Source organism: Micromonospora sp. WMMC415 (assembly GCF_009707425.1).
GTDB lineage: Bacteria > Actinomycetota > Actinomycetes > Mycobacteriales > Micromonosporaceae > Micromonospora.
Window position 1 is genome coordinate 145336 of record NZ_CP046104.1, and the last position, 26719, is coordinate 172054.

Annotated in this window: 24 protein-coding genes and 1 tRNA gene; 7 read left to right on the top strand and 18 right to left on the bottom strand. The window is 72.4% G+C overall.

The window, feature by feature from the left end; all coding sequences use genetic code 11:
* Nucleotides 1-7: 7 nt before the first annotated feature.
* Both trpS and GKC29_RS00685 read right to left on the bottom strand, forming a co-directional pair.
* On the bottom strand, nucleotides 8-1033 hold the full coding sequence (trpS, locus tag GKC29_RS00680; RefSeq protein ID WP_155328964.1) for a tryptophan--tRNA ligase: 1026 nt from the start codon (nucleotides 1031-1033) through the stop codon (nucleotides 8-10).
* Between the two features lie 33 nt (nucleotides 1034-1066).
* Nucleotides 1067-2089: a hemolysin family protein gene (locus GKC29_RS00685; RefSeq protein ID WP_155328965.1), complete on the bottom strand. Its 1023-nt coding sequence runs from the start codon at nucleotides 2087-2089 to the stop codon at nucleotides 1067-1069.
* Between the two features lie 175 nt (nucleotides 2090-2264).
* Between GKC29_RS00685 and galE the strand changes: the two genes are divergently transcribed.
* Together galE and galK are read left to right on the top strand one after the other, a co-directional pair.
* A complete protein-coding gene (gene galE, locus GKC29_RS00690) occupies nucleotides 2265-3248 on the top strand; it encodes a UDP-glucose 4-epimerase GalE (protein ID WP_155328966.1) in 984 nt (327 codons plus the stop codon).
* The gene (galK, locus tag GKC29_RS00695; RefSeq protein ID WP_155328967.1) at nucleotides 3245-4480 is read left to right on the top strand and encodes a galactokinase; all 1236 of its coding nucleotides are present in this window, start codon (nucleotides 3245-3247) and stop codon (nucleotides 4478-4480) included. Before galE ends, galK begins: the two co-directional genes overlap by 4 nt.
* Before the next feature lie 59 nt (nucleotides 4481-4539).
* On the opposite strand, the gene GKC29_RS00700 is transcribed toward galK, so the two are convergent.
* From GKC29_RS00700 to GKC29_RS00740, 9 genes are all read right to left on the bottom strand, one after another.
* Nucleotides 4540-5844, bottom strand: a complete 1305-nt coding sequence (locus GKC29_RS00700; protein WP_155328968.1) for a sulfate adenylyltransferase subunit 1 — start codon at nucleotides 5842-5844, stop codon at nucleotides 4540-4542.
* Nucleotides 5844-6755, bottom strand: coding sequence for a sulfate adenylyltransferase subunit CysD (cysD, locus tag GKC29_RS00705; RefSeq protein WP_155328969.1), 912 nt, complete (start codon nucleotides 6753-6755; stop codon nucleotides 5844-5846). The genes GKC29_RS00700 and cysD overlap by 1 nt, the downstream gene beginning before the upstream one ends.
* 70 nt (nucleotides 6756-6825) lie before the next feature.
* Nucleotides 6826-7659, bottom strand: a complete 834-nt coding sequence (locus tag GKC29_RS00710; protein ID WP_155328970.1) for an inositol monophosphatase family protein — start codon at nucleotides 7657-7659, stop codon at nucleotides 6826-6828.
* Between the two features lie 137 nt (nucleotides 7660-7796).
* Entirely contained in the window at nucleotides 7797-8387 is a 591-nt protein-coding gene (gene pth / locus GKC29_RS00715) for an aminoacyl-tRNA hydrolase (RefSeq protein ID WP_155328971.1), read from the bottom strand.
* A 112-nt stretch (nucleotides 8388-8499) separates the two neighbouring features.
* A complete protein-coding gene (locus tag GKC29_RS00720; RefSeq protein ID WP_155328972.1) occupies nucleotides 8500-9201 on the bottom strand; it encodes a 50S ribosomal protein L25/general stress protein Ctc in 702 nt (233 codons plus the stop codon).
* 260 nt (nucleotides 9202-9461) lie between these two features.
* Nucleotides 9462-10442, bottom strand: a complete 981-nt coding sequence (locus tag GKC29_RS00725) for a ribose-phosphate diphosphokinase (RefSeq protein WP_155328973.1) — start codon at nucleotides 10440-10442, stop codon at nucleotides 9462-9464.
* Between the two features lie 57 nt (nucleotides 10443-10499).
* Nucleotides 10500-12038, bottom strand: a complete 1539-nt coding sequence (glmU, locus tag GKC29_RS00730) for a bifunctional UDP-N-acetylglucosamine diphosphorylase/glucosamine-1-phosphate N-acetyltransferase GlmU (protein WP_155328974.1) — start codon at nucleotides 12036-12038, stop codon at nucleotides 10500-10502.
* A 100-nt stretch (nucleotides 12039-12138) separates the two neighbouring features.
* Nucleotides 12139-12210, bottom strand: a tRNA-Gln gene (locus tag GKC29_RS00735).
* Nucleotides 12211-12224: 14 nt separating this feature from the next.
* On the bottom strand, nucleotides 12225-13085 hold the full coding sequence (locus GKC29_RS00740) for a helix-turn-helix domain-containing protein (protein WP_155328975.1): 861 nt from the start codon (nucleotides 13083-13085) through the stop codon (nucleotides 12225-12227).
* 131 nt (nucleotides 13086-13216) lie between these two features.
* Between GKC29_RS00740 and GKC29_RS00745 the strand changes: the two genes are divergently transcribed.
* Both GKC29_RS00745 and GKC29_RS00750 read left to right on the top strand, forming a co-directional pair.
* The gene (locus GKC29_RS00745) at nucleotides 13217-14176 is read left to right on the top strand and encodes an acyl-CoA desaturase (protein ID WP_155328976.1); all 960 of its coding nucleotides are present in this window, start codon (nucleotides 13217-13219) and stop codon (nucleotides 14174-14176) included.
* A 94-nt stretch (nucleotides 14177-14270) separates the two neighbouring features.
* On the top strand, nucleotides 14271-14954 hold the full coding sequence (locus GKC29_RS00750; protein ID WP_155328977.1) for a TetR/AcrR family transcriptional regulator: 684 nt from the start codon (nucleotides 14271-14273) through the stop codon (nucleotides 14952-14954).
* A gap of 1 nt (nucleotide 14955) precedes the next feature.
* Here the strand turns inward: GKC29_RS00750 and GKC29_RS00755 are convergent, their stop codons facing one another.
* The 6 genes from GKC29_RS00755 to GKC29_RS00780 form a co-directional block, all read right to left on the bottom strand.
* The gene (locus GKC29_RS00755; RefSeq protein WP_155328978.1) at nucleotides 14956-15429 is read right to left on the bottom strand and encodes a DUF4383 domain-containing protein; all 474 of its coding nucleotides are present in this window, start codon (nucleotides 15427-15429) and stop codon (nucleotides 14956-14958) included.
* A gap of 311 nt (nucleotides 15430-15740) precedes the next feature.
* A complete protein-coding gene (locus GKC29_RS00760) occupies nucleotides 15741-16196 on the bottom strand; it encodes a DUF4383 domain-containing protein (protein ID WP_155328979.1) in 456 nt (151 codons plus the stop codon).
* 103 nt (nucleotides 16197-16299) lie between these two features.
* The gene (locus GKC29_RS00765; protein ID WP_155328980.1) at nucleotides 16300-18102 is read right to left on the bottom strand and encodes an ABC-F family ATP-binding cassette domain-containing protein; all 1803 of its coding nucleotides are present in this window, start codon (nucleotides 18100-18102) and stop codon (nucleotides 16300-16302) included.
* Between the two features lie 295 nt (nucleotides 18103-18397).
* A complete protein-coding gene (locus tag GKC29_RS00770; RefSeq protein ID WP_155328981.1) occupies nucleotides 18398-19345 on the bottom strand; it encodes a 4-(cytidine 5'-diphospho)-2-C-methyl-D-erythritol kinase in 948 nt (315 codons plus the stop codon).
* A 124-nt stretch (nucleotides 19346-19469) separates the two neighbouring features.
* Nucleotides 19470-20339: a 16S rRNA (adenine(1518)-N(6)/adenine(1519)-N(6))-dimethyltransferase RsmA gene (gene rsmA / locus GKC29_RS00775; protein WP_155328982.1), complete on the bottom strand. Its 870-nt coding sequence runs from the start codon at nucleotides 20337-20339 to the stop codon at nucleotides 19470-19472.
* 82 nt (nucleotides 20340-20421) lie between these two features.
* Nucleotides 20422-21330, bottom strand: a complete 909-nt coding sequence (locus GKC29_RS00780; protein ID WP_155328983.1) for a TatD family hydrolase — start codon at nucleotides 21328-21330, stop codon at nucleotides 20422-20424.
* Nucleotides 21331-21529: 199 nt separating this feature from the next.
* Between GKC29_RS00780 and GKC29_RS00785 the strand changes: the two genes are divergently transcribed.
* Together GKC29_RS00785 and GKC29_RS00790 are read left to right on the top strand one after the other, a co-directional pair.
* Nucleotides 21530-22777, top strand: a complete 1248-nt coding sequence (locus tag GKC29_RS00785; protein WP_155328984.1) for a hypothetical protein — start codon at nucleotides 21530-21532, stop codon at nucleotides 22775-22777.
* Between the two features lie 88 nt (nucleotides 22778-22865).
* Nucleotides 22866-23717, top strand: a complete 852-nt coding sequence (locus tag GKC29_RS00790; RefSeq protein WP_155328985.1) for an alpha/beta fold hydrolase — start codon at nucleotides 22866-22868, stop codon at nucleotides 23715-23717.
* An 85-nt stretch (nucleotides 23718-23802) separates the two neighbouring features.
* Here GKC29_RS00790 and metG read toward each other — a convergent pair whose 3' ends face one another.
* Nucleotides 23803-25605 carry a methionine--tRNA ligase gene (gene metG, locus GKC29_RS00795; RefSeq protein WP_155328986.1) on the bottom strand — a complete coding sequence of 601 codons (1803 nt, stop codon included), beginning with the start codon at nucleotides 25603-25605 and terminating at the stop codon, nucleotides 23803-23805.
* Between the two features lie 190 nt (nucleotides 25606-25795).
* On the opposite strand from metG, the gene GKC29_RS00800 reads away from it, so the two are divergent.
* Entirely contained in the window at nucleotides 25796-26683 is an 888-nt protein-coding gene (locus tag GKC29_RS00800; RefSeq protein WP_230688865.1) for a hypothetical protein, read from the top strand.
* The last annotated feature ends 36 nt before the right edge of the window (nucleotides 26684-26719 follow it).

The window sequence follows — 26719 nt, forward strand, 5'->3', positions numbered from 1 at the left end:
GGCGACGCTACTCGCCGCGCACCGGCGGGAAGAAGCCCACCCGCTCGTACGCGGCCCGCAGCGTCGGCGCCGCCGCGGCCCGCGCCTTCTCCGCTCCGGTGGCGAGCAGCTTGTCCAGCTGGGCGGGGTCGTCCAGGTAGGCCCGGGTGCGTTCCTGGACCGGGCCGACGAACTCGCGGACGACCTCGCCGAGGTCCTTCTTGAGGTCGCCGTAGCCCTTGCCGGCGTACGCGGCGACCAGGTCGTCGATGCTCCGGCCGGAGAGCGCGGCGTAGATGGTGAGGAGATTGGAGATGCCCGGCTTGGTGTCGGCGTCGAAGACGATCTCCCGGCCGGTGTCGGTGACGGCCGAGCGGATCTTCTTGGCCGACCGGGCCGGGTCCTCCAGGAGGTTGACGATGCCGGCCGGCGACGAGGACGACTTCGACATCTTGGCAGTCGGGTCCTGCAGGTCGGTGATCTTCGCGGTGTCCTTGACGATGTGCGGTGCGGGCACCGTGAAGGTCGACCCGAACAGCGTGTTGAATCGCTGCGCGAGGTCGCGGGAGAGCTCCAGGTGCTGCCGCTGGTCCTCGCCGACCGGCACGGCGTGCGCCTGGTAGAGAAGGATGTCGGCGGCCTGGAGGATCGGGTACGTGAACAGGCCGACACTGGCCCGCTCGTTGCCCTGCTTCTGCGACTTGTCCTTGAACTGGGTCATCCGGCTCGCCTCGCCGAACCCGGTGATGCACCCCAGCACCCACGCCAACTGGGCGTGCTCGGGCACCTGGGACTGCACGAAGAGCGTGCAGCGCTCCGGGTCCAGACCGACCGCGAGCAACTGCGCGGCCGCCATCCGGGACCGCTGCGGCAACTCCTTCGGGTCGTGCCCGGCGGTGATCGCGTGCAGGTCCACCACGCAGTAGAACGCGTCGTGGGTCTCCTGCAACGCCACCCAGTGCCGTACCGCGCCCAGGTAGTTGCCGAGGTGGAACGAGTCGGCCGTCGGCTGGATGCCGGAGAAGACACGCGGGCGGGCGGGTACGTCGGACATGCCGGCAATTCTGTCAGCAACACCCGGCGTCCGTCATGACGGGCCGGCGGGTCGCGCGTGCCCGGCCGGCGTGGGGGCGGTGACGGCGCGCCGGGGCTCGGGCAGGCGCGCGACGGAGACGGCGACCCGGGCGACGCGGCGCCCGTCGAGCGCGAGCACCCGCAACGACCAGCCGGCACCCGGCTGGGCGTTGGCGGGCCCGCCGCCGGCCGGCTCGGCGGTCACCGGCACCTCGTCGCCGACCACCGGCAACCGGCCCAGCGCCGCCATCACGAACCCGCCGACCGTCTCGTACGGGCCGGTCGGCAGGGTCACCCCGGTGCGTTCGGCGAAGTCGGCGAGGTTCAGCCGGCCGTCCACCATCGCGGGTAGCCCGTAGGTCGTGGGCTCGGGCGGGGTGTCGTACTCGTCGTGGAGCTCACCGACCAGTTCCTCGATCAGGTCCTCGCAGGTGACGATGCCGGCGGTGCCGCCGTACTCGTCGACCACCACCGCGAGGTGGTGCCCCTCGCGGCGCATCTCGGTCAGGGCCGGGAGCACGCGCTTGCTGCCGGGCAGCCGTTTGACCTCCCGGGTCAGCTCGCCGACGGTGGTGCACGGGTCCTGGTCCGGCCGCAGCAGCACGTCGCGCAGGTGCACGAAGCCGACCACGTCGTCGTGGGTGCCGTCGACCACCGGGTAGCGGGTGTGGGTCTCGAGCCGCACCAGCCGTTCCGCCTCGGCGATGGTGAGCGCGGCGGAGAGGAAGACCACCTCGGTGCGCGGCATCATCACCTCGCGGACCAGGCTCGCGCCGGCCACCAGCACCTCGTCGATGATCCGCCGCTCCACCGGGTCCAGCACGGTGGCCGCGGCGACCAGGTCGCGCAGCTCGTCCTCGCTGATCCGTTCCCGACCGGACGCGGGGCTGGCCCCGAGCAGGTCGGTGACCAGCCGGGTCGCGCCCGTGGCGACGCGGACCACGACGCGGGCGACCGCCCGGGCGACGGGCCCGGGTTCGCGGCGGGGCCGCCCCCGCGCTCGACGCCGGAGCCCGGGACCGCCCGCTTCCCGCATGAGAAGGATGGTAGACACCGGGGCCGCGGGAAACGGCCCATGTTCGACTCTGTTCAATCATGAAAGATTATGATGGAATGGCGGAGAGCCCGGGGTGCAGCACGCCCACCGCCGGCAGCCGTAGGGTGATCACCGAACGGCCACCGGCACGGCGGCCAGGCAGGAGGAGACCGACGTGAAACTGCTCGTCACCGGCGGCGCCGGCTTCATCGGCAGCGTGGTGACCCGGATGCTGCTCGACGCCGGCCACGAGGTCGTCGTCCTGGACGACCTCCGGACGGGCCACCGCGAGGCGCTCGCGCCCGAGGCCACGCACGTCGACGTCGCGCTCCACGACGTGGCCCGGGTGCTGACCCCCGACGCGGGCTTCGACGGGGTGCTGCACTTCGCCGCCCTGATCGCCGCCGGCGAGTCGATGGTCAAGCCCGAGCTGTACTGGCACAACAACGTCATCGGCTCGCTCGCCCTGATCGACGCGGTGCGCACCGCCGGAGTGCCGAAGCTGGTCTTCTCCTCCACCGCCGCCGTCTACGGCAACCCGACCGAGCTGCCGATCCCGGAGACCGCGGTCACCGCGCCCACCAACACGTACGGGGCCACCAAGCTCACCGTCGACATGGCGCTCACCTCCGAGGCGGCCGGGCACGGCCTCGCCGCCGTCTCGCTGCGCTACTTCAACGTCGCCGGCGCGCACCTCGACGGCGACGTGGCCCTCGGCGAGCGGCACGAGCCGGAGACCCACCTCATCCCCATCGCCCTCGACGTGGCCGCCGGCCGGCGGGAGAAGCTCCAGCTCTTCGGCGACGACTACCCCACCGTCGACGGCACCTGCGTCCGCGACTACATCCACGTCGCCGACCTGGCCCGCGCCCACCTGCTGGCGCTCGACGCGGCGGTCCCCGGCCAGCACCGCATCTACAACCTGGGCAACGGCAACGGCTTCACCAACCGCCAGGTGGTCGAGGTGGTCCGTGAGGTCACCGGTCACCCGGTCCCGGTCGAGGTCGCGCCGCGCCGCGAGGGCGACCCCGCCGAGCTGGTCGCCGCCTCCGACCTGGCCCGGGCGGAGCTGGGCTGGGTGCCGGCCAAGCCGACGCTGCACGACATGGTCCACGACGCCTGGGCGTTCTACCGCACCCACGTCCTGGAGGGGGCGTGACCGGCCGGTCCGTCTCGGAAGCCCACGCCGACGCCGACGCCGGCGACGGCACGGCCGGCACGACCACCGGCGTCACCGCCGACGTCGCGGCCCGTGCCACCGCCGGCTTCCGCTCCCGGTACGCCGCCGAGCCGGCGGGCCGCTGGGCGGCTCCCGGCCGGGTCAACCTGATCGGCGAGCACACCGACTACAACGACGGCTACGTGCTCCCCTTCGCGCTGCCGCTGCGTACCGTGGTCGCCGCCGCGGCGCGGGAGGACCAGGGCTGGACGGTCTGGTCGGAGCTCGCCGACCACCCGGTGGAGTTCGGGCCCGAGGCGGTCGACGAGCCGGGCCGGGTGACCGGCTGGGCCGCGTACGTGGCGGGGGTGGTGTGGGCGCTGCGCGACGCCGGGTACGCCGTGCCCGGCGCCCGCCTGGCGATCGCCTCCGACGTGCCGCTCGGCTCCGGGCTCTCCTCCTCGGCGGCCCTGGAGGCCGCCGTGCTGGCGGCCCTCGTCGACCTGGGCGGCCTCGACCTGCCCGCCGAGAAGCAGCCCCGGCTCGCGCAGCGGGCCGAGAACCACTACGTCGGCGCACCGACCGGGATCATGGACCAGTCGGCCGCGGTCCGCTGCCGGGCCGGGCACGCGCTGTTCCTCGACTGCCGCGACGAGTCGGTCGAGCACATCCCGTTCGACCTCGACGAGGCCGGCCTGGCCGTGCTCGTGGTCGACAGCCGGGCGCCGCACCGGCACGCCGACGGGGAGTACGCGTCCCGCCGGCGCTCGTGCGAACGGGCCGCCGCGGCGCTCGGGGTGCCCGCCCTGCGCGACGTGGCCATGGCCGACCTCGACGCCGCACTCGACCGGCTGCCCGACGACGAGACCCGCCGCCGGGTACGCCACGTCGTCACCGAGGACCAGCGGGTGCTCGACACGGTCACGTTGCTGCGTGCCGGTCGGGTCCGCGAGATCGGGCCGCTGCTCACCGCCTCGCACGCGTCCATGCGGGACGACTTCGAGATCACCGTCCCGGAGATCGACACCGCGGTGGAGACCGCCCTCGCCGCCGGGGCGCTGGGTGCCCGGATGACTGGCGGCGGCTTCGGCGGCTGCGTCCTCGCCCTGGTCGACGCCGATCGCGCCGTCGCCGTCGCCGACGCCGTCCGGCACGCGTACGCCGAGCGCGCCTTCACCGCCCCCCACACGGTCACCGTCCTCCCCACCGCCGGCGCCACCCGCCTGGGGTGAAAGGAAGGGCCCCTTCTTAACGCCTCAGGTAGAGGAGGGGTCCCTTCTTAACATCCGCCTCAGCCCGCCTCGACGATCATGCCGGCGCCGACCGTCCGGTTCGTCGTCTCGTCGATGATCACGAAGCCGCCGGTGGTGCGGTTGCGGCGGTACTCGTCGGCGAGCAGCGGCACCGTCGTCCGCAGCCGGACCCGACCGATCTCGTTGAGCTTCAACTCCCCCGCCGACTCGTCGCGGTGCAGCGAGTTGATGTCCAGCCGGTAGTGCAGACCCCGGACGATCGCCCGCGCCGAGCGGGTCGTGTGCTTGATCGCGTACCTGCCGCCGACCTGGAGCGGGCGGGTCTCGTCCATCCAGCAGACCATCGCCTCGATGTCCTGGGCGACGGCCGGGGCGTTGTTCGGCCGGCAGATCATGTCGCCCCGGGAGATGTCGATCTCGTCGGTCAGGCGTACGGTCACCGACATCGGCGGGAACGCCTCCGCGACCGGCCCGTCAGCGGTCTCCACCGCGGCGATCCGGCTGGTGAAGCCCGACGGCAGCACCATCACCTCGTCGCCCGGCTTGAGCACGCCCGAGGCGACCTGGCCGGCGTACCCCCGGTAGTCCGTGACGGTGGTCGACTGCGGGCGGATCACGTACTGCACCGGGAAGCGCACGTCGACCAGGTTGCGGTCGCTGGCGATGTGCACCCGCTCCAGGTGGTGCAGCAACGACGGCCCGTCGTACCAGGGCATGTTCTCCGAGCGGGAGACGATGTTGTCGCCCTTCAGGGCGGAGATCGGCACCACGGTCAGGTCGGGCACCTCGAGCTTCGCGGCGAACGCGGTGAACTCGTCGGCGATCCGCTCGAACACGTCCTGCGACCAGTCCACCAGGTCCATCTTGTTGACGCAGAGGACCAGGTGCGGCACCCGCAGCAGCGAGCAGAGGAACGCGTGTCGGCGGGACTGCTCGACCAGACCCTTGCGGGCGTCGACCAGGATCAGCGCCAGGTCGGCCGTGGACGCCCCGGTGACCATGTTCCGCGTGTACTGGATGTGCCCGGGGGTGTCGGCGATGATGAACTTCCGCCGCGGGGTGGCGAAGTAGCGGTACGCCACGTCGATGGTGATGCCCTGCTCCCGCTCCGCCCGCAGGCCGTCGGTGAGCAACGCGAGGTTCGTGTACTCGTCGCCCCGGGCCGCGCTGACCGCCTCGACCGCGGCGAGCTGGTCGGTGAAGAGCGACTTGGTGTCGTACAGCAGCCGGCCGATCAGGGTCGACTTGCCGTCGTCCACGCTGCCGGCGGTGGCGAACCGCAGCAGGTCCATCGGGCGGGCGGACGCGTCGGACCCGGCCGGCGCGATCGTCTCGGTGGTCATCAGAAGTAGCCCTCCCGCTTGCGGTCCTCCATCGCGGCCTCACTGACCCGGTCGTCACCGCGGGTCGCGCCACGCTCGGTGATCCGGGTGGCCGCCACCTCCTCGATGACCTTCTCCACCGTGTCGGCGTCCGAGCGGACCGCCGCCGTGCAGGACGCGTCGCCCACCGTCCGGTAGCGCACCCGCGCCTTGAACCGCTCCTCCCCCGCCCGGGGGCGGAAGAACTCGTTGACCGCGTACAGCATCCCGTCGCGTTCGATCACCTCGCGCTCGTGCGCGTAGTAGATCGACGGCAGCTCGATCCGCTCCCGGGCGATGTAGTGCCACACGTCCAGCTCGGTCCAGTTGGACAGCGGGAACACCCGGATCGACTCGCCCGGGTAGTGCCGCCCGTTGTAGAGCGCCCACAGCTCCGGACGCTGGTTCTTCGGATCCCACTGGCCGAACTCGTCGCGGAAGCTGAACACCCGCTCCTTGGCCCGGGCCTTCTCCTCGTCCCGGCGGGCCCCGCCGAAGAGCGCGTCGAAGCGGTGCTTCTCGACCGCGTCCAGCAGCACCGGGGTCTGGATCCGGTTGCGCATCCCGTCGGCGGACTCCCGCACCAGGCCGCTGGTCAGTGCCTCCGGCACGCTCGCCACGACGAGTTGCAGGCCCAACTCCTCGACCCGCCGGTCCCGGTACTCCAGCACCTCGGGGAAGTTGTGCCCGGTGTCGACGTGCATGACCGGGAAGGGGATGTTGGCCGGCGCGAACGCCTTCTGCGCCAGCCGCAGCATGACGATCGAATCCTTGCCGCCGGAGAAGAGCAGCACCGGGCGCTCCATCTCGGCGACCACCTCGCGCATCACGAAGATGCTCTCGGCCTCCAGCGCGTCGAGGTGGGAAACCTGGTACGCGGCCGTGGTGGTCATGACACCGACTCGATTCGCACGCTCATTTCCAGACCTTTCCGGTCGGACATGGGAAGAACAGGCGCTCAGGCTACCCGGAATGCCGCTGCAACGCTGCAAGCAACCGACTGGCGAGATCCTTACGGCAGACCAGCAGGTCCGGCAGCCGCGGGTCGGCCTCGTTGTATTTCAGCGCAGATCCGTCGATCCGGGAAGCGTGCAGTCCGGTGGCCGTCGCCACAGCCACCGGCGCCGCCGAGTCCCACTCGTACTGGCCGCCCGCGTGGATGTACGCGTCCACCTCACCGGTGACCACCGCCGCGATCTTCGCGCCCGCCGATCCCATCGGCACCAGGTGCGCGCCGACCTCCTCGGCCAGGTCGGTCAGGAACACCGGCGGCCGGCTCCGGCTCGCCGCCAGCCGGATCGTCCGCGCGCCACCCGCGGTGGCCGCCTCCAGCGTCATCGGCGGGTACGCCGGTGGGTAGTCCGTCCCCAGCACCCGGTGCTGCGCCGGCAGCCCGACCGCGCCCGCCACGAGCCCGTGCGGGGCGGGCGCGTTCCGCGCCCAGAGCGCCACGTGCACCGCCCAGTCCGAGCGCCCCTCCTCGGCGAACTCGCGGGTGCCGTCCAGCGGATCGATGATCCACACCCGGTCGGCCGTCAGCCGGGACACCGCCCCCTCGCTGACCTCCGCCGCCCACGCCAGCCGTGACCCCTCGTCCTCCTCCGACAGGACCGCGTCACCGGGCCGCCACTTCGCCAGCTCCGTACGGATCAGGTCGTGCGAGACCTTGTCCCCGGCCGACTTCAACGCGCCCGCGTCGGCGAACCCCATCTCGGCCCGCAGACCGAGCAGCGCCTGCCCGGCCCGGCCGGCCAGCCATCGGGCGAACGCCCCGTCGATCATCGGAGGACTGCCCATCACCCTGCTCCCGTCGCCGCACCCACGATCCGCGTCGCCCGAGCGAACCCCGCCAGCCGCCCGCGCCACGCCCCAAAGGGCGCAGACTACCCGCCCCGACCCGCACGCCGGCCCCGCGCCGCACGAAAGCCTCGGGGCTATCCGCCGTGGTACAGGTTCTGCGTGGGCTCCACACCCCGGACGATGACCGACTCCACCACGTCCACGGCCCGGTCCACCAGGAAATCCAGCTCCTTGCGCTCGACCGCGCCGAAATCCGACAGGACGAAGTCCGCCGGATCCTGCCGCCCCGGCGGCCGGCCGATCCCGAACCGCACCCGGACGTACTCCTTCGTGCCCAGCGACTTCGTCATCGACCGCAGGCCGTTGTGCCCGCCCTCGCCACCGCCGCACTTCACCCGCACCTGGCCGTACGCGATGTCCAGCTCGTCGTGGACGGCGATCACCTGCGCCGGCGGCACCTTGTAGAACTGCGCCAGGCTCGCCACCGGCCCGCCCGACAGGTTCATGTACGTCAACGGCTTGACCAGCACCAGCCGCGGGCCGCCGAACCCCAGCCGCCCCTCGGCGACCTCCGCCACCGCCCGCTTGTGCCGCCCGAACTTCGCCCCCACCCGCCCCGCGAGCAGGTCGGCCGCCATGAAACCGACGTTGTGCCGGTTGCCGGCGTACTCCCGACCCGGGTTACCCAGGCCGACCACCAGCCACGGCCCCGTCTCGTCCGTCACCGCCCGTTCCTTCCCGCTCTCGTCCGGCGGACCACCGCCGCTCCTCGCCGCCCCGATACGCCGACAGGCGCCCCCGAGGAACGGGGACGCCTGTCGCTGCGCAGCGGACCGATCAGGCCTCGGTCTTCGCCTCGGCGTTCTCCTCGCCCTCGGCGGCCGGAGCGCCGCCCTCGGCGCCCTCGGAGGACTCGGTCTCTTCGCCGACCTCAGCCTCGGCCTCCTCGGCGGCCTCCTCGACCTCGGGCAGCGTGGCCTCGAGCTGCTCGGCGGTCGGGGCGGCGGTCACCGCGGCGACCGGCAGCTCCGGGTCGGCGGCCAGCTCGACGCCGGCCGGCAGCTCGACGTCGGACGCGGTCACCTGGGTGCCCGCCTCCAGGCCCTCGATGGACGCCTCGAGGTGGTCCGGCACCTTGGTGGCGTCGGCGGTCACCGAGAGGGTGTCGTGGTCGTGCACGATCAGGGTGTCCTTCGCGGCCTCGCCGACCAGCTGGACCGGGACCTCGACGGTGACCTTCTCGCCACGGCGGACGAGCAGCAGGTCGACGTGCTCGAAGGTGTCCTTGATCGGGTCACGCTGGATCGCCTTCGGCAGCGCCAGCACCTGGGTGCCGTCACTCACCTCGATCGCGAAGAGCTGGTTCGCACCGCCCTTGCGGATCGCGGCCGCGAACTCACGCGCCGGGAGCGCGATGTGCTTGGGCTTCTCGCCGTGGCCGTACAGCACGGCGGGCACCTTGCCGGCCCGGCGGGTACGACGGGCACCACCCTTGCCGAACTCGGTACGGGGCTCGGCGCTGATCTTTACCTCGGACACGGGGAAACTCCTGATGCTTCGCTGCTGCGCTTGTCGTCTGGCGGTGCTGGGCGAGGGGCTCGCTGGGGCTCATGCGTCATGAACGACTGCCCGGAGCACCGCGTCGATGACGGCGCTCCGTGCGGTACTGAGTCAGCGGCCCGCAGGGCACCCTCGCCGTGGCAACCGCACCAGTCTACCCGAGCGGATTCTGCCCTCTCCGGCAGTCCCCTCGTCAGCGTTCCCGCCGCCGCGAACGACGGCGGGGAAAGCGCCGTGGTTCAGCTCAAACCACCGAAAAGGGTGGTCACCGAGCCGTCGTCGAACACCTCACGGATCGCCCGCGCCAGCAGCGGCGCGATCGACAGGACGGTGAGCTTGTCGAGCTGCTTCTCCGGCGGCAGCGGCAGCGTGTTGGTCACCACGACCTCGCTGATCGGGCTGTTCTTCAACCGCTCGGTCGCCGGGTCCGACAGCAGCGCGTGGGTGGACGCCACGATGATCTCCGCCGCGCCCGACTCCTGGAGGATGTCGGCCGCCTTCGTGATCGTGCCACCGGTGTCGATCATGTCGTCGACGATCAGGCAGACCCGACCCTCGACCTCGCCGACCACCCGGTTCGCCACCACCTGGTTCGGCTTGGAGGGATCCCGGGTCTTGTGGATGAACGCCAGCGGGCAGCCACCCAGCCGGTCGGTCCACCGCTCGGCCACCCGCACCCGGCCCGAATCCGGCGCCACCACCGTCATCGGCCGACCCGCGTACCGGCGCTCCACGTACTCCGCCAGGACGTCCATCGCGAACAGGTGGTCCACCGGCCCGTCGAAGAAGCCCTGGATCTGGGCGGTGTGCAGGTCGACGGTCAGGATCCGGTTCGCACCCGCCGTCTTCAGCAGGTCCGCGATGAGCCGGGCCGAGATCGGCTCCCGACCCCGGTGCTTCTTGTCCTGCCGCGAGTACGGATAGAACGGCAGGACCACGGTGATCCGCTTGGCCGAACCACGCTTCAGCGCGTCGACCATGATCAGGGTCTCCATGACCCACGTGTTGACCCCGTGCGTCACGGACTGCACCACGAAGGCGTCCGAACCGCGCACCGAGTCCTTGTAGCGTACGAAGATCTCACCGTTGGCGAAGTCGTACGCGTCGGCCGGCGTCGGCGCGACGCCGAGCACCTCACCGATCTCCTTCGCCAACTCCGGAAAGCCCCGCCCGGAGAAGAGCATCAGGCTCTTGCGGTTTTCGGCGACGATGCTGCCCATGGCCCGTCTGCTCCCGTAGGTCGGTGGTGCCCGGCGCGGTGGATGGCGGGCCGGGGACTAGTCGGTTGCAGTATCTCCCGCGCCGGACGCCCCGCCCACCGGCTCGGCATCCCCGTGGATTGCCTCACCTTCACTTGCCGGCAAACCGGGCGCCACCGCACCCTCACCGCCGCGCCGGGCGCGCTCGGCGGCCTCCGCGGCCGCCGTCCCGGCCCGCCGCTTGAGCACCCAGCCCTCGATGTTGCGCTGCCGTGCCCGGGCCACACCCATCGCACCGGCGGGCACGTCGTCGATGATCACCGAACCGGCCGCCGTGTACGCGCCGTCGCCCACCACGACCGGCGCGACGAACATGTTGTCCGCACCGGTACGGGCGTGACTGCCGATGACCGTGCGGTGCTTGCGCACACCGTCGTAGTTCACGAAGACGGTCGCTGCGCCGATGTTGCTCTGCTCGCCGATCGAGGCGTCCCCGACGTACGTCAGGTGCGGCACCTTCGACCCGGCGCCGATCTCCGAGTTCTTCACCTCGACGAACGTGCCGACCTTGGCCTTCTCCGCCAGCCGCGCCGCCGGCCGCAGGTACGCGTACGGGCCGACACTGGCCCGCGGGCCGACCTCCGCCCCCACCGCGTGGCTGCGCACCACCGTCGCGCCCTGCCCGACCACCGTGTCCACCAGCGTGACGTCCGGCCCGACCACCGCACCGGAGCCGACCACCGTCGCGCCCTGCAGCTGCGTGTTCTGGTCGATCACCGCGTCCCGGTCCAGCGCCACGGTCACGTCGATCCACGTGGTCTCCGGATCGAGCAGGCTGACCCCGCTGCGCATCCAGGCCTCGTTCACCCGGTCGCGCAGCAGCCGCCGCAGCGCGGCCAGCTCGACCCGGTCGTTGCAGCCCAGCGTCTCCACGTGATCCGCCGCCAGGTGCACGGCCACCGGCTCACCGGCCGACCGCAGCAGGCCGAAGACGTCGGTCAGGTACTCCTCGCCCTGGTCGTTGTCCGTGGAGAGCTTGCCGAGCGCGTCCCGCAGCCGCACCACGTCGAACGCGTAGATGCCCGCGTTGATCTCCCGGATCTCCCGCTGGGCGGGGGTGGCGTCCCGCTGCTCCACGATCTGCTGGAGCCGCCCGTCGGCGTCACGCACGATCCGGCCGAGCCCCGTCGGGTCGGGCACCTCCGCGGCGAGCACCGTCGCCGCGGCGCCCTCCCGCTCGTGCGCCTCGACGAGCGCGCCGACCGTCTCCGGGCGCAGCAGCGGCACGTCGCCGTTGATCACCACCACGGTGCCGGCGGCGTCCGGAACGGCGTCCAGCGCGATCCGGACGGCGTGCCCGGTGCCGAGCTGCTCGGCCTGGAGCACGGGCGTGGCCTGCGGGGCGATCTCGGCCAGGTGCGCGCGGACCTGGTCGGCGCCGTGGCCCACCACGACCACCGTGCGGTCCGCGGCGAGCGGTGCGGCCGCGCTCAGCACGTGGCCGACGAGCGTACGGCCGAGCAGCGGGTGCAGCACCTTCGGCAGCGCGGACTTCATCCGCTTTCCCTCACCGGCGGCGAGCACGACGACGGTGCGGAGGTGGGGCTGCTGGGACACGACGTGGGCTCCCGTCGGGACGGCGACAGTCTCGCGGCCATGCTAACCAGACACCGAGGTGTCATTGGCATGACCGCCGCAATGCCGGAAGTGGTAGGAGCTGGGGTGCCTGGACTCGAACCAGGAGCTCAAGGCTCCAAAGGCCTGCGGGTTGCCATTACCCCACACCCCATGGAAATGTCAAGCCTACGGGCCTTCAAAATCGCCCGTACGGCCGGTGATCCGGAACAGCTCAGCGATCATACCCTCGATCCGCCAATACAACGTTCGACTACGTGGCACGTTGATCACCAGACAACCACGATAGTCACTGCCCGTGTTCAGACGGACGGTGGCTGGGTTGTGCTTCTTCAGAGTCGCCCGGCCGAACCGGTCAGGAGGCAGCTTCAACTCTCGCGCCCACCACTCCTCCGCGGCCTGCACGTCCGCTGTCTCGTGAATGCTGACCCGGTATCGCGGAACACCTCGTTCGATGCCACAGACCTCGAGGAAACGTATGAACAGCGCGAGCAGCCCGGGGTCGCTGTTGATGAACTGGACGTGGTCGGCACGCCGCCATGGCTTGGACTTCGCGCCCTCACACCAGTAGATCGCCGCGCCGAGCAGCAGCAAGTCGCGCTCGTCGAGCTGCTCGACCACCCTGGCCGCTCGCGCGTGCTCCGCCGCCTGAGCGGCATCGCGCGCCTCGCGGTGCGCCGCCCACCGGGCGTCCGTCATCGCCTTCGAGTGCGCCTTGCGGCGCGTCCGCGCGGCCTCGTCGTCCTGGACGAGCGGCAGATGCCGGACCCAGAGGTACGCGGTCGACCGGCTCACGCCCAACCGTTCCACGATCTCGGGCACCGGGCACCCGCGGGAACGCAGGGCCACCGCCTCGATCCGGAGGTCGTCCTTGGCGTTGGGCCGGCGGACGCGGGCAGGCACAGGGACGCCGCGCAGCATCTCGTACACCCGGTTGCGCCCGATGCCCGTGCGGGCCCGGATCTCGCGGACGGACAAGCCTTCGACGGCGCGAAGCCGGCGCACTTCAGCGGCGAGCGGATCGGTCATGCCGGCACATTAGAACGGGCGTACGACAAAAGCAGCCATTCATTCGCGACTCTGTCCGGTGCGCGCCCGGCCCGCCCAAGTTACGGTGACGTAAGCGTAGCTCGTGACCTCCGTCCCCTCTGCGAGGTGCCATGTCGACCGCTCTCGTCGAACCCGCCCCGACCGGCCCGAAGCCCCTCACCGACGGCGCCCAGTCCCGCGGCATCCTCATCGCCCTCTGGGTGTTCGTGGTCGTTCCGTTCGTGGCCCTGGTGGCCGCCGTGCCGGTCGCCTGGGGCGGCTGGTTGACCTGGACGGACGTGGCGGTCGCCGGATTCTGGTACGTGGCCTCCGGGCTCGGCATCACGGTCGGCTACCACCGCTACTTCACGCACGGCTCCTTCAAGGCCACGCGGGCGCTGCGGGTCGGCCTCGCCGTCGCGGGTTCGCTGGCGGTGCAGGGCGAGATCATCCAGTGGGTGGCCGACCACCGGCGCCACCACGCCTTCTCCGACCTGGAGGGTGACCCGCACTCGCCGTGGCGGTTCGGCGCCACCGTCCGCGGGTTGACGAAGGGGCTGTTCCACGCCCACGTCGGCTGGCTGTTCAACCGGGAACTGTCCAACCGGAAGCGCTTCGCACCGGATCTCGTCGCCGACCGGGACATCAACCGCGTCGACCGGTCCTTCCCGGCGCTGGTGGCGGTGTCGGTGCTCGGTCCGGCCGTGATGGGCGGGCTGCTCACCTGGTCGTGGCAGGGCGCGATGACCGCGTTCTTCTGGGGCGGCCTGGTGCGCATCGCGCTGCTGCACCACGTCACGTGGTCGATCAACTCGGTCTGCCACGTGTACGGCGAGCGCCCGTTCGCGATGCGCCAGGGCGACCGGGCGGCGAACTTCTGGCCGCTGGCGATTCTGTCCTTCGGCGAGAGCTGGCACAACCTGCACCACGCCGACCCGACCAGCGCCCGGCACGGCGTGCTGCCCGGCCAGGTGGACATCTCGGCCCGGGTGATCTGGCTGTTCGAGAAGCTGGGCGCCGCCCGGGACGTCCGGTGGCCGAAGCCCGAGCGGATCGCGGCCAAGCTGGTGAGGGCGGACACCGAGCGGTAAGTGGTCGGTAGCGCCCGACGTTACCTGGCAGTATGGCCGGGTGACCGGCTCCATCCCACGACAGGGCGTCACCGAGCGCCGACGAGGTGACGACATGACGGATGCCGCGGGCGGCGACGGCACCGCGGGCCGCCGCCGGGCGGTGCCGGCGGCCGGCAAGACCTCCCGCGTACGCATGTCCGCAACGCAGCGGCGCGAGCAGTTGATCTCGATCGCCCGGCAAATCTTCGCCGAGCGCGGGTTCGACGCCACGTCGATCGAGGAGGTGGCGTCGCGGGCCAAGGTCTCCAAGCCGGTGGTGTACGAGCACTTCGGCGGCAAGGAGGGCCTGTACGCGGTGGTCGTGGACCGGGAGGTCCGCAGCCTGCTGGACCGGATCACCACCGCGTTGACCGCCGGCCACCCGCGCGAGCTGCTGGAGCAGGCGGCGTTGACCCTGCTCACGTACATCGAAGAGGAGACCAGCGGGTTCCGGGTGCTGGTCCGGGAGTCGCCGCTGATGTCGGCCACGGGAAACTTCAGCAGTGTGCTGAACGACGTCGCCCACCAGGTGGAGCACATCCTGGGCGCCGAGTTCTCCAGCCGGGGGTACGACCCGAAGCTCGCCGAACTCTACTCACAGGCGCTGGTGGGGATGGTGGCGCTGACCGGCCGGTGGTGGCTGGAGGTACGCAAACCGCGCAAGGAGACGGTGGCCGCACACCTGGTGAACCTGGCCTGGAACGGCCTGTCACACCTGGAGGCGAAGCCGGGCCTGATCACCGTACGGGGGCGGTGAGTCAGGGGCGCGGGGCGCCGATCGGGTGGTTGCGGTGGCGCCGTGCCTCGTCGGCGTGCTCCGGGGGGCCGACCTTGTCGTAGAGGCCCGTCCCGAGCAGGATCAGCCCGAAGATCATCGAGACGATGACGGTCGACATCGAGAAGTTGAGGAAGTTGGCCGAAGTCTGCATCACCGACATCATGAGGATGCTGGTGACGAGGAAGACGATCCCGGCGGTGAGGTTCATGTAGTGGCCCAGGTTGCCGCGCCGGGACGCGCCCACCAGCAGGAAGGCGCCGAAGACGACGGAGACCAGTGAGAACGCGAGGTTGGTACGCAGGCCGAGCACCCAGTCGCCGTTCTGTTCGAAGAGCGGGTCGCCCAGCGTCGACGCGGTGCCCCAGACACCGAAGACCAGGATGTAGAGCCCGATCAGCCCGGAGAGGACCCGGTAGATCGGCCGCGCCGGATGATTGACCGGAAAGTGCGCCATGACCCCTCCACGAGAATGACGACATTCAGGAGGATTGTCACCCGCACGAGCGCCCCACGTACCCCGAATCACCAGCAGGGACGCCAGAGCCGGCACCAACCAACGGATCGCAACCACCTGAGCCCGCACCGACCCATGGACCGCAACCACGTGGAATCCCACCCAACCCGGCGGGTGCGCCCGGACCGGCACCACGACAGGTTCTCGCCGGAGCCCGACCCGCGGAGGGATCAAGCCTGACCGCCCGGAGCGGGTCGGGCTCCGGCGAGAACCCCCACCGCGACCAATGCTCCGGCGAGAACGCCGCAGCCTCAGAGCACCAGCCGAGCCTTCTGCCACGCCTCCTTCTCCTCGTCCGTCCCGACCTTGCCGTACATGCCGACCATGAGGAGGACGAGGCCGACCACCATCAGCACGATGACGGTGGCGACGCTGAAGTTGAAGATGTTCGCCTCGGTCCGGATGAACGCGAGCCCGGCCAGGCTGAGCGCCATGATGACGTACGCCAGCCACTGGTTGATCACCACGTCGAGGTTGCGACCGATGACCGTGCCGGCCAGCACGGCACCGCCGAGCAGCAGGCTGAGCAGCGAGAAGCCGACGTTCGTGCCCTGGCCGATGACGGTGGTGTCGTCCTGGGCGAGGACCTCGTTGCCGGCGCTGGCGATGAGGCCGAGCACGCCGAAGGCGACCAGGTACAGACCGGTCAGCCCGCCGATCGCCCGGTAGATCGGCCGCGCGGGGTGGTTGACGGGGGTGTGCGCCATCTCTGAGTCTCCAACGACGAACGGAAGAGGGTCGCCGGTGATTCTCCCGCATGTCCCGGTGTGACGCCGCACACGGCCCCCGCCGGTCGTGCCGGGGCGACCGTCAGGCGGCGGGGAGCCGGTCGGCCAGGGCCAGCCAGGCCTCCTCGACCTGCTCCCGTTCGGCGCGGACGTCCTTGAGCTGGGCGTCGAGGTCGGCGACCGTGGCGTAGTCGGTGGCGTTGGCGGCGAGCCGGTCGAGCAGGTCCGCCTCCTTCTGCTCCAGCTTGCCGACCTGCCGCTCCAGCTTCGCGAGTTCCTTGCGGGCCTGGCGTACCTCGGCGGCGGACATCCCCTCCGCCGCCGGCGCGGCGGGCGCCCCGGCCGACGACGCGGGCGCGGGGGCCGCCGCCCCCTCGGCGGCCCGGGCCAGGTACTCGTCGACTCCGCCGGGCAGGTGCACCAGCCGGCCGTCGCCGAACATCCCGTACGCGGAGTCGGTCACCCGCTCGATGAGGTACCGGTCGTGGCTGGCCACGACGATCGTGCCGGGCCAGGAGTCGAGCAGGTCCTCGAGGGCGGCCAGGGTGTCGGTGTCGAGGTCGTTGGTGGGCTCGTCGAGCAGGAGGACGTTCGGCTCGCCGGCGAGCAGCCGGAGCATCTGGAGCCGGCGTCGTTCGCCTCCGGAGAGGTCGGAGACGGGGGTCCAGAGCCGCCGGTCGTCGAAGCCGAAGACCTCGGCGAGCTGGGCGGCGGAGATCTCCCGGTCGCCGAGGCGGACGCGCCGGGCGACCTCCTCGACGGCTTCGAGGACGCGCAGGTGGCCGGGGAGTTCGGCGAGTTCCTGGGAGAGGAACGCCGGGCGGACGGTGGAGCCGGCGGCGAACCGGCCGCCGTCGGGGTGGGTGACACCGGCGAGCATCCGCAGCAGGGTGGTCTTGCCGGCGCCGTTGCGGCCGAGGACGGCGATGCGGTCGCCGGGGCCGACCTGCCAGGTGAGGTCGTGCAGGATCTCCTTGGGGCCGGCGTGGAGGCGGACGTGCTCCAGGTCGTACACCTGCTTGCCGAGCCGCGCGGTGGCGAGGCGTTGCAGCGACATGGTGTCGCGCGGCGGCGGAACGTCGGCGATGAGCGTGTTGGCCGCGTCGATGCGGAACTTGGGCTTGGAGGTGCGGGCGGGGGCGCCGCGGCGCAGCCAGGCGATCTCCTTGCGGAGCAGGTTCTGCCGGCGGGCCTCGGTGGCGGCGGCGACCCGCTCGCGTTCGGCGCGGGCGAGGGTCCAGGCGGCGAAGCCGCCCTCGTACGCGCGGACGGCCTGGTCGGCGACCTCCCAGGTGGTGGTGCAGACGGCGTCGAGGAACCACCGGTCGTGGGTGACCACGACGAGCGCGCCCTTGCGGCCGAGGAGGTGCCGGGCCAGCCAGTCGACGCCGCCGACGTCGAGGTGGTTGGTGGGCTCGTCGAGGACGAGCAGGTCGGAGTCGCGGACGAGCAGCGCCGCGAGGGCCACCCGGCGGCGCTCGCCGCCGGACATCGGGCCGACCGGCGCGTCGAGGCCGAGGTGGGGCATGCCGAGGCCGTCGAGGATGGCGCGGACGCCGGCGTCGCCGGCCCACTCGTGCTCGGCCCCCATGCTCTCGCCGAGCCAGGCGGTGCCGAGGACGAGGTCCCGGACGGTGGCGTCCGGCGCCAGTTGGAGAGTCTGCGGGAGCCAGGCCACCCGCAGGTCGCGTCGGTGGGTGACGCGGCCGTCGTCCGGCTCCTCCTGCCGGGTGAGCAGCCGCAGCAGGGTCGACTTGCCGGCGCCGTTGAGGCCGACGACACCGATCCGGTCGGCGTCGTCGAGGCCGAGTGAGACGTCGGTGAGCAGCGGCCCGGCGGCGCCGTAGCCCTTGGACACCCGGTCCAGGTTGACGATGTTGGCCACTATCCCACCTCTCATGATCAAGGCGTCCCGGTGCCGGTGGGCACCTGGGGACGCCTGGCCTCCCAGGGTACGCGGAGCGGCCGGCCCGCCCGCCGCGCCGTGACGCTGACAGCGGTGCTCGCTTTGGGCCGCACCCGTCGAGCGGCGCAGCCGCCGGCCCGACGCAGGTCAACGACCCGACGGACCGGCCCTGTTCCCTCGATCAACTCCAGATCGCCGGCATCGGGGGTCCGGACGCCCGGGAGGCCGCGATGCCGGCGGCATCGAGTCGATCACCGTCCGACGGCGGGTCCGTTTAGACGATCCGGGCGCCGGCGACGGGCCCGTGCGCGGTGCGGGCTTCCCGGCACACCCCGGCGGCGGCCAGCTCGGCGGCGACGCGGACGGCGTGGGCCTCGTCGACGGCGAGGAAGACGCAGGTGGGCCCGGACCCGGAGACGAGGCCGGCGAGCGCGCCCGCCGCCTCGCCCGCCTTGAGCGTGGCGGCCAGGGACGGGCGCAGGGAGAGGGCGGCGTCCTGGAGGTCGTTGCCGAGGGCGGCGGCGAGCACCCGGGGGTCGCGCTGGCGCAGCGCGGCGAGCAGCCCGTCGGTGCTGCCGAGCGGCGGGTTGGCGGTCCCGGCGTCGCGGAGCCGGTCGAGTTCCCGGTACGCGGCGGGGGTGGACAGGCCGCCGTCGGCGATCGCGACCACCCAGTGCCAGGAGGTGGGGCGGGCCAGCACCGGGCTGACCGCCTCGCCCCGGCCGGTGCCGAGCGCGGTGCCGCCATGGATCAGGAACGGCACGTCGGAGCCGAGGTCGGCGGCGATGCCGGCCAACTCGTCGCGGGACAACCCGGTGCCCCACAGCGCGTCGCAGGCGACCAGCGCGGCGGCGGCGTCGGCGCTGCCACCGGCCAGGCCCCCGGCGAGCGGGATGTGCTTGCGCAGGTGCAGCCGGGCGTGCGGGAGGACGCCCGCGTAGCCGGCGAGGGCGTGCGCGGCCCGGATGACCAGGTTGGTGTCGTCCAGGGCCAGCTCACCGGTGCCCTCACCCTCCATGGTCAGGGTGAGGGTGTCGCCGCGCCGGGCGGTCAGCTCGTCGTGGATGGAGATCGCGTGGTAGACGGTGTTCAGCTCGTGGAAGCCGTCGCGGCGCAGCGGCCCGACCCCGAGGTGCAGGTTGACCTTGGCGGGCACCTTCACGCGTACCGGCCCGCTGGCACCGCGCGGCTCGTCGTCGTCCGGTCGCCAGGCCTCGGTCACGGGATCAGGTCCCCGACGTGCGGCCGGATGTCGAACGGCTTGGTCACGATCAGCTCCTCGGCGGAGTCGGCCGGTTGGGGCGGCGTACGCGTTCAGGTGGGCCCGGGGCGGGTCCGGCGCCAGCCTAGCGGGCGGCGGGTGCGGCGGCCGGGGCCGACGCGGCGATGGCGGCGAACTGCTCGACGGTGAGTGACTCCCCGCGTGCGCCCGGGTCCACTCCGGCGGCGGTGAGGGCCTCGGTGGCACGGTCGGCGCCGCCGGCCCAGCCGGCCAGGGCCGCGCGGAGGGTCTTGCGACGCTGCGCGAACGCCGCGTCCACCACGGCGAAGACCCGCTCCCGGGGTACGTCGGGGCGGGGCGGCTCGCGGCGGGTGAAGGCGACGAGGCCGGAGTCGACGTTCGGCACCGGCCAGAACACGTTGGGTGGGACCTTCCCGGCGGCGCGGGCACGGGCGTACCAGGCGAGCTTGACCGACGGAACGCCGTACACCTTGGAGCCGGGACCGGCGACGAGCCGGTCGGCGACCTCCTTCTGCACCATGACGAGGCCGTGCCGCAGGGTGGGCAGTTCGGCGAGCAGGTGCAGCACCACCGGCACGGCGACGTTGTACGGCAGGTTGGCCACCAGGGCGGTCGGTGCCGGCTCGGCGAGGTCGGCGCCGGTGACCCGCAGCGCGTCGGCGTGGTGCACGGTGAGCCGGTCCGCGGCGGGGCCGGCGTACCGGGCGGCGGTCTCCGGCAGCGCGCCGGCCAGCGTGCGATCGATCTCCACGGCGTGCACGTGCGCGGCGACGGGCAGCAGCGCGAGGGTGAGGGAGCCGAGTCCGGGTCCGACCTCCAGCGCCACGTCGTCGGGGGCCAGCCCGGCGGTGGTGACGATCCGGCGCACGGTGTTGGGGTCGTGCACGAAGTTCTGGCCGAGCTTCTTGGTTGGCGCCACGCCGAGACGGGCGGCGAGGTCCCGGATCTCCGCCGGGCCGAGGAGACCGGTCACGCCCCGTAGCGTATGCGGGCTGGCCGCGGTGATTGGAAGGGACCCTTCACCTACCGGAGGCGTTAATAAGGGGCCCCTCCTTTCACCACGGTCCGAAGGCGCGGTCACCGGTCGTGGAGATGGCGGCGCACAGGTCGTCCAGGTCCGCGCCCCTGGTCGTGGCGAGGGAGCGGACGGTGAGCGGGATCAGGTACGAGGCGTTCGGCCGGCCGCGGTGCGGCATCGGGGTGAGGTACGGCGCGTCGGTCTCCACGAGGATCTGGTCCAGCGGGGTGAGCGCGGCGGCCTCGCGGAGCGCCGCGGAACTGCCGAAGGTGACGGTGCCGGCGAAGCTGAGCAGGTAGCCGCGGCGGACGCACTCGCGGGCGAAGTCCGCGTCGCCGGAGAAGCAGTGCAGCACCACCGTGTCGGGAGCACCCTCCTCGTCGAGGATCCGCAGCACGTCGGCGTGTGCCTCCCGGTCGTGGATGACCAGGGTCTTGCCGTACCGCTTCGCGATGGCGATGTGCGCGCGGAAGCTCTCCTCCTGCGCGGCGCGGCCCTCGTCGCCGGTGCGGTAGAAGTCCATGCCGGTCTCGCCGATGCCGCGTACCCGGTCCCGGGCCGCGAGGGTCTCGATCGCGCGCAGCGCCTCGTCCAGGTCGGACAGGCGGGGCGCCTCGTTGGGGTGCAGTGCGACGGTGGCGACGACCGCCGGGTACTTCTGGGCGACCTCCGCGCCCCACCGGGACGACTCGACGTCGACGCCCACCTGCACCAGCCGGTCGACGCCGACGGCCGCGGCCACCTCGATCGCCCGCGTGACCGGGTCGTCGACCGGGCCGCCGCCGGGCACGCCGGCCTCGCTGACCGTGATGTCGAGGTGGGTGTGGCTGTCCAGCACCGGGCGGGGCAGCGGCTCGGGTGGCGGAGGGAACTCACCGGCGCGCCGGGCGGCCCGATTCCGGCGCGATTCGGTCGGCTCGGTCGTCTGTTCGGTCGGCTCGTTCATCACCCAAAGGATCACACACCGAAGTGGTCCACCCGGCCGCCACCCGATGTTCACCTCGACTACGCCGTACGCGCTTAGCGTCGCCGGGTGAGTGAGCGTCGCGTACGGGAGATGACACCGTGAGCGATCATGTCGGGCGACGCCGACGGGCCGGCAGCCCGGCGCCGCGCGTCGCCGCCGAGCGGAGCGAGGTGACGGCGTGAGCATCACCCCCCAGGCCAGCGGAGCCGCCGGGGAACGGACCGGGCTGCGCGTCGCCTACGGCGGTGCGGTGTACCCCGCCGAGGAGATCGCCCGCGGCGCGGCGTACGAGCTGTTCAGCGCGGACGAGGTGACCGGCTTCGAGTGGGCGCCCCGGCCGGGGTCGGCGCTGCCGTGGCGCCGGTTCGTGCACGCCACCGAGGTGGCGGCGGTCCACGGCGCCCCCGAGCCGGCCGAGGAGCCGGAGGCGCCGCTGCTGGTGCCGCTGCACCGCGAGCGGGGGTGGGCGTCCGTGCACCACCTCTCGCAGCAGCCGCAGGCGGCCGACGACCCGCTGCTCGCGGCGGTGCGGGGGTCCGCGGTGATCCGGCGCGGCACCCGGATGGTGAAGATCCTGTCAGCCCGGCAGCTCGCCGGGTACGTGCGGGGCTGGCTGCCGCACGGCTTCTGCTACCGGGAGTACGACGTCGCGCACCTGCGCACCCCGGCGGCCACGGCGGTGCTGCGCGGCGACGGTGCGGGGGCGCAGGACGGCGTCGACATCACGTACGCGCTGCGCTGGCGGGCGGCCGACCCCTCCGACTACGACGTGCCGGTGGGCGTCGAGCACCGGGGGCTGACCGCGCTGGCGCCCCGGGACCGGTTGGGCGCGGCGGTGCTCGGCACCGGGTTCGTGCCCAGCAGCAACCAGTTGGTGCCGGAGTTCATCACCCGGGACTTCGCGGACCTGCCGATGCCGGCGAACGCGACCCTGCTCGCGTACCCGGCGGACGGCAGCGAGGTGGTGCTGTACACGTACCAGGCGGAGCAGCGGGGGTGGCTGCGGATGGTGGGCCCGCAGTGGCGGCACCTGCTGGCCGCGGTGCCGGGTGTGTCGCCGGACCAGGAGTACGTCCCGACCGGGGAGGCGCCCCGCTCCACCCAGTTGGTCGGCAGCTACGGCGGGGGCGACTACGAGGCGGTCGCCGACATGCCCGGCGGCTTCCGGGTGCTGGCGATGACCCGGGCGGCCCGGTATCCGGTCGACTCGGCGGCCCGCCGGGTGCGGTTCGCGCGGTGGCGGGGGGTGCCGTGCCTGGTGCTGCGGGAGGAGGCCGGCTGGTTGCGGATGCGGCTGTGCCGACCGGGCCCGGAGGCGGTCGTGGCGACCGGCGCGCAGTGCCACGAGCGGGGCGTCTACGAGGCGTGGGCGCCGGGCGCCGAGGTGACCGACGACCAGGTGGTGGACCACCCGTACCCGCTCTGAGGTCCCGATCGGGCGTCGGCGCATACCGGATCCCGGGTCGGGAATGCGCGCGGGGACCGATGAGGGTGCACGACCTCGGGGAGAGAGCATGCCGTTCATCACCGTGGGGACGGAGAACTCCGCCCCCATCGACCTGTACTACGAGGACCACGGCTCCGGTCAGCCGGTCGTGCTGATCCACGGGTTCCCGTTCAACGGCGCGACGTGGGAGAAACAGACCGGCCCGCTGCTGGCCGCCGGATACCGGACGATCACGTACGACCGGCGCGGTTTCGGCAACTCGGCGCAGCCGGCGTTCGGGTACGACTACGACACGTTCGCCGCCGACCTGGACGTGCTGATGACGGAGTTGGACCTGCGGAACGCGATCCTGGTGGGTCACTCGATGGGCACCGGCGAGGTGACCCGCTACCTGGGCGCGTACGGCTCGGACCGGGTCGAGCGGGCGGTGTTGCTCGCACCGTTGGCGCCGTTCCTGTTGCAGACCGCCGACAATCCGGAGGGCGTCGAGAAGAGCCTGTTCGAGGGCTTCCAGAAGGCGATCATCGAGGACCGGTTCGCGTACCTGACCCAGTTCTGCAACGCGTTCTTCAACTACCAGGAGAACAAGGGGAAGCTGGTCAGCGAGGAGGCGTTCCGGGGGCACTGGGAGATCGGCGCGCGGGCCTCGGCGAAGGGCACCCACGACTGCGTGGACGCCTGGCAGACCGACTTCCGCGGTGACCTGCCGAACATCGACGTGCCGGTGCTGATCGTCCAGGGTGACAAGGATGCCGTGCTGCCGTACCCGAAGACCGGTGCGCGACTCCAGCCGATGCTGCCGGGCAGCCAGTTGGTCACGCTGAAGGGCGCCCCGCACGGCACCCCGTGGACCAACGCGCCCGAGGTGAACCGGGCGATCATGGAGTTCATCGGCGCGCCGACGATGGCCCGCGCCTGAGCGGGCGCGCGACGCGGCGGGCGTGCGCAGACCGCGGCCCGCGTCGAAGGCCCCGGGGCTCACGAGGCCCCGGGGCCGTGGCGGGTCAGCCGCCCAGCCGGGCCAACTCCTCGTCGACGATCGACGGGTCGAGCTTGCGGAACACCGGCTTGGGCGCGGCGAGCGGGCGGCCCACCTCCAGCGGCACCGACTCCCAGCGCGCGCCGACCGTGTAGTCACCGGTCAGCACCGGGTACGCCGGCCCGCCGTCGAGGTCCTCGACCTCCTCGATCACCGGCATCGGAGCGTGCACGCCGGCGCCGCCCAGTAGCTCGTGGATCTTCTGCGCCGAGTGCGGCAGGAACGGGGTGAGCAGCGTGTTCGCGTCGCTGACCACCTGGAGGGCGACGTGCAGGATGGTGCCCATGCGGGGCTTGTCGGCCTCGTCCTTGAGCTTCCACGGCGCCTGCTCGGACAGGTAGCGGTTGGCCTCGGCGACCACCTTCATCGCCTCGCCGATGGCCTGCTTCTGCCGGTGCTTGCCGATCAGCTCGCCGACCGTCGCGAAGCCGCCGCGGGCCACCGCGAGCAGCGCCTCGTCGGCCTCGGTGAGCCCGGCCGGGTCGACCGGCGGAATCGCGCCGAAGTTCTTCGCGGCCATCGAGACGGACCGGTTGACCAGGTTGCCCCACCCGGCGACGAGCTCGTCGTTGTTGCGGCGGAGGAACTCGGCCCAGGTGAAGTCGGTGTCGTTGCTCTCCGGGCCGGCGACGGCGATGAAGTAGCGCAGCGCGTCGGCGTCGTACCGGTCGAGGAAGTCCCGGACGTAGATGACCACCTTGCGCGACGAGGAGAACTTTCGCCCCTCCATGGTCAGGAACTCACTGGAGACCACCTCGGTCGGCAGGTTCAGCCGGCCCAGCTCGCCGGGCTGCCCGTCGCGCGCGCCCTCACCGGAGTAGCCGGACAGCAGCGCGGGCCAGATCACCGAGTGGAAGACGATGTTGTCCTTGCCCATGAAGTAGTAGCCCCGGGCGTCCTTGCCCTCCCCGTCGGCGGACCACCACCTGCGCCACGCTTCCGGGTCGCCGGACCGGCGGGCCCACTCGATCGAGGCGGACAGGTAGCCGATCACCGCGTCGAACCAGACGTAGATGCGCTTGTCCGGCCGGTCCCGCCAGCCGTCGAGCGGGATCGGGACGCCCCATTCGAGGTCGCGGGTGATGGCCCGGGGCTGGAGGTCGTCGAGCAGGTTCTTCGAGAAGCGCAGCACGTTGGGCCGCCAGCCCTCGCGGGTGTCCAGCCACTGCCGCAGCGCCTCGGCCAGGGCCGGCAGGTCCAGGAAGAAGTGCTCGGTCTCGACGAACTTCGGCGTCTCCCCGTTGATCTTCGACCGGGGGTTGATCAGGTCGATCGGGTCGAGCTGGTTGCCGCAGTTGTCGCACTGGTCGCCGCGGGCGCTCTCGTAGCCGCAGATCGGGCAGGTGCCCTCGATGTAGCGGTCGGGCAGCGTCCGGCCGGTGGACGGCGAGATCGCGCCCATGGTGGTCTTCGGCACGATGTAGCCGTTGCGGTGCATCCCCTCGAACAGCTGCTGCACCACCGCGTAGTGGTTGCGGGTGGTGGTGCGGGTGAACAGGTCGTACGACAGGCCGAGGCCGTGCAGGTCCTCGACGATCACCCGGTTGTAGCGGTCGGCGAGCTCGCGGGGGGTGACCTGCTCGGCGTCGGCCTGCACCTGGATCGGCGTGCCGTGCTCGTCGGTGCCGGAGACCATGAGCACGTCGTGGCCGGCCATGCGCATGTACCGGGCGAAGACGTCGGAGGGAACGCCGAAACCGGAGACATGGCCGATGTGGCGCGGGCCGTTGGCGTAGGGCCAGGCAACCGCGGCGAGAACGTGACTCATGACCAGCAAGCCTAGTGACCCGCGCCGGACGGCTGCGAACCAATAGGGCGCGAGTCGGTCACCCGGTGCGCGGGCCGCCGGCGACCGGCCGGTCGGCGGGCCGGTCCGGCGACCCCGACGGGGCAGCCCGTCCGATTTGTCGCCGACACGCGGTCCGACGTGCCGGACCGGATGCACGCAGCGGTGTGCAATGGACACCGTGAGTGGCAGACGAGCCGACGAGCGTCCGTCCGGCCCGCCGGCCGGCGGCCGCCACGACCCCGCCGGACCGCCACGCGGGAACGCCGTGGCGCCGCACCCGCGGCCGGTCCCTTCCGCACCGCCGGAGGCAGAGCCGGCCGTCGAGGTCGAGCCGACCACCGGGGCGCCGGTCGACGCCCTGCCCCGCCGGGTCCCGGTCCGTCAGCCCCGCCGACTGCGCCGTGGTCGTTCCCGGGCCGGGGGTACGCCGGACGGCGACGAGGCGTGGGCGCCGATCGAGGAGGTGCACTGGGACGGCACGCCGGTCAAGACGGAACCGGAGCCCGAGCGCACCCGGTCGGCCCGGTTCGAGTGGTGGCGGCGACGGGTCCGCCGGTCCGCGTACCCGCCCGACCCGCTGCCCGGGCTGGCCACACTGGTCGCCCTCAGCCTGGTGGCGGCGTTCTTCGCCTGGGTGAGCGCGGCCCCGCTGTGGATCGCCGTCGGGCACTCCACGGCCGGCCGCGTGGTGATCGACGACTGCACCGGCGGCGGGCTCACCCAGCGCTGTCGGGGCAACTTCCTCGCCACCGAGGCCCGGTGGGTCGCGCACGGGGTGACGGTGAGCGGCGTGCCGGCGGAGCGGGCTACGCCCGGCAGTTGGGTGGCGGCCCGGATGACCGGCCCGGACGCCAGCACCGCGTACGTCGACGGCGGGGCCGCCGGGCACCTGCGCTGGCTGCTCGGCCTGCTGACGGTGGTGGGCTGCGGCGCCGGGATCGCCCGCTGGGCCGGGGCCACCCGGCTGGCCGACCGCCGCGCCCGCCGCTGGGCGATCGCCGCCTCGGCCGCCGGGCCGTTCCTCATCACGGTCGGCTTCCTCGCCGCCGCCTGGTGAGGTGCGAGGAAGGGCCCCCTGTTAACGCCTGGTGCA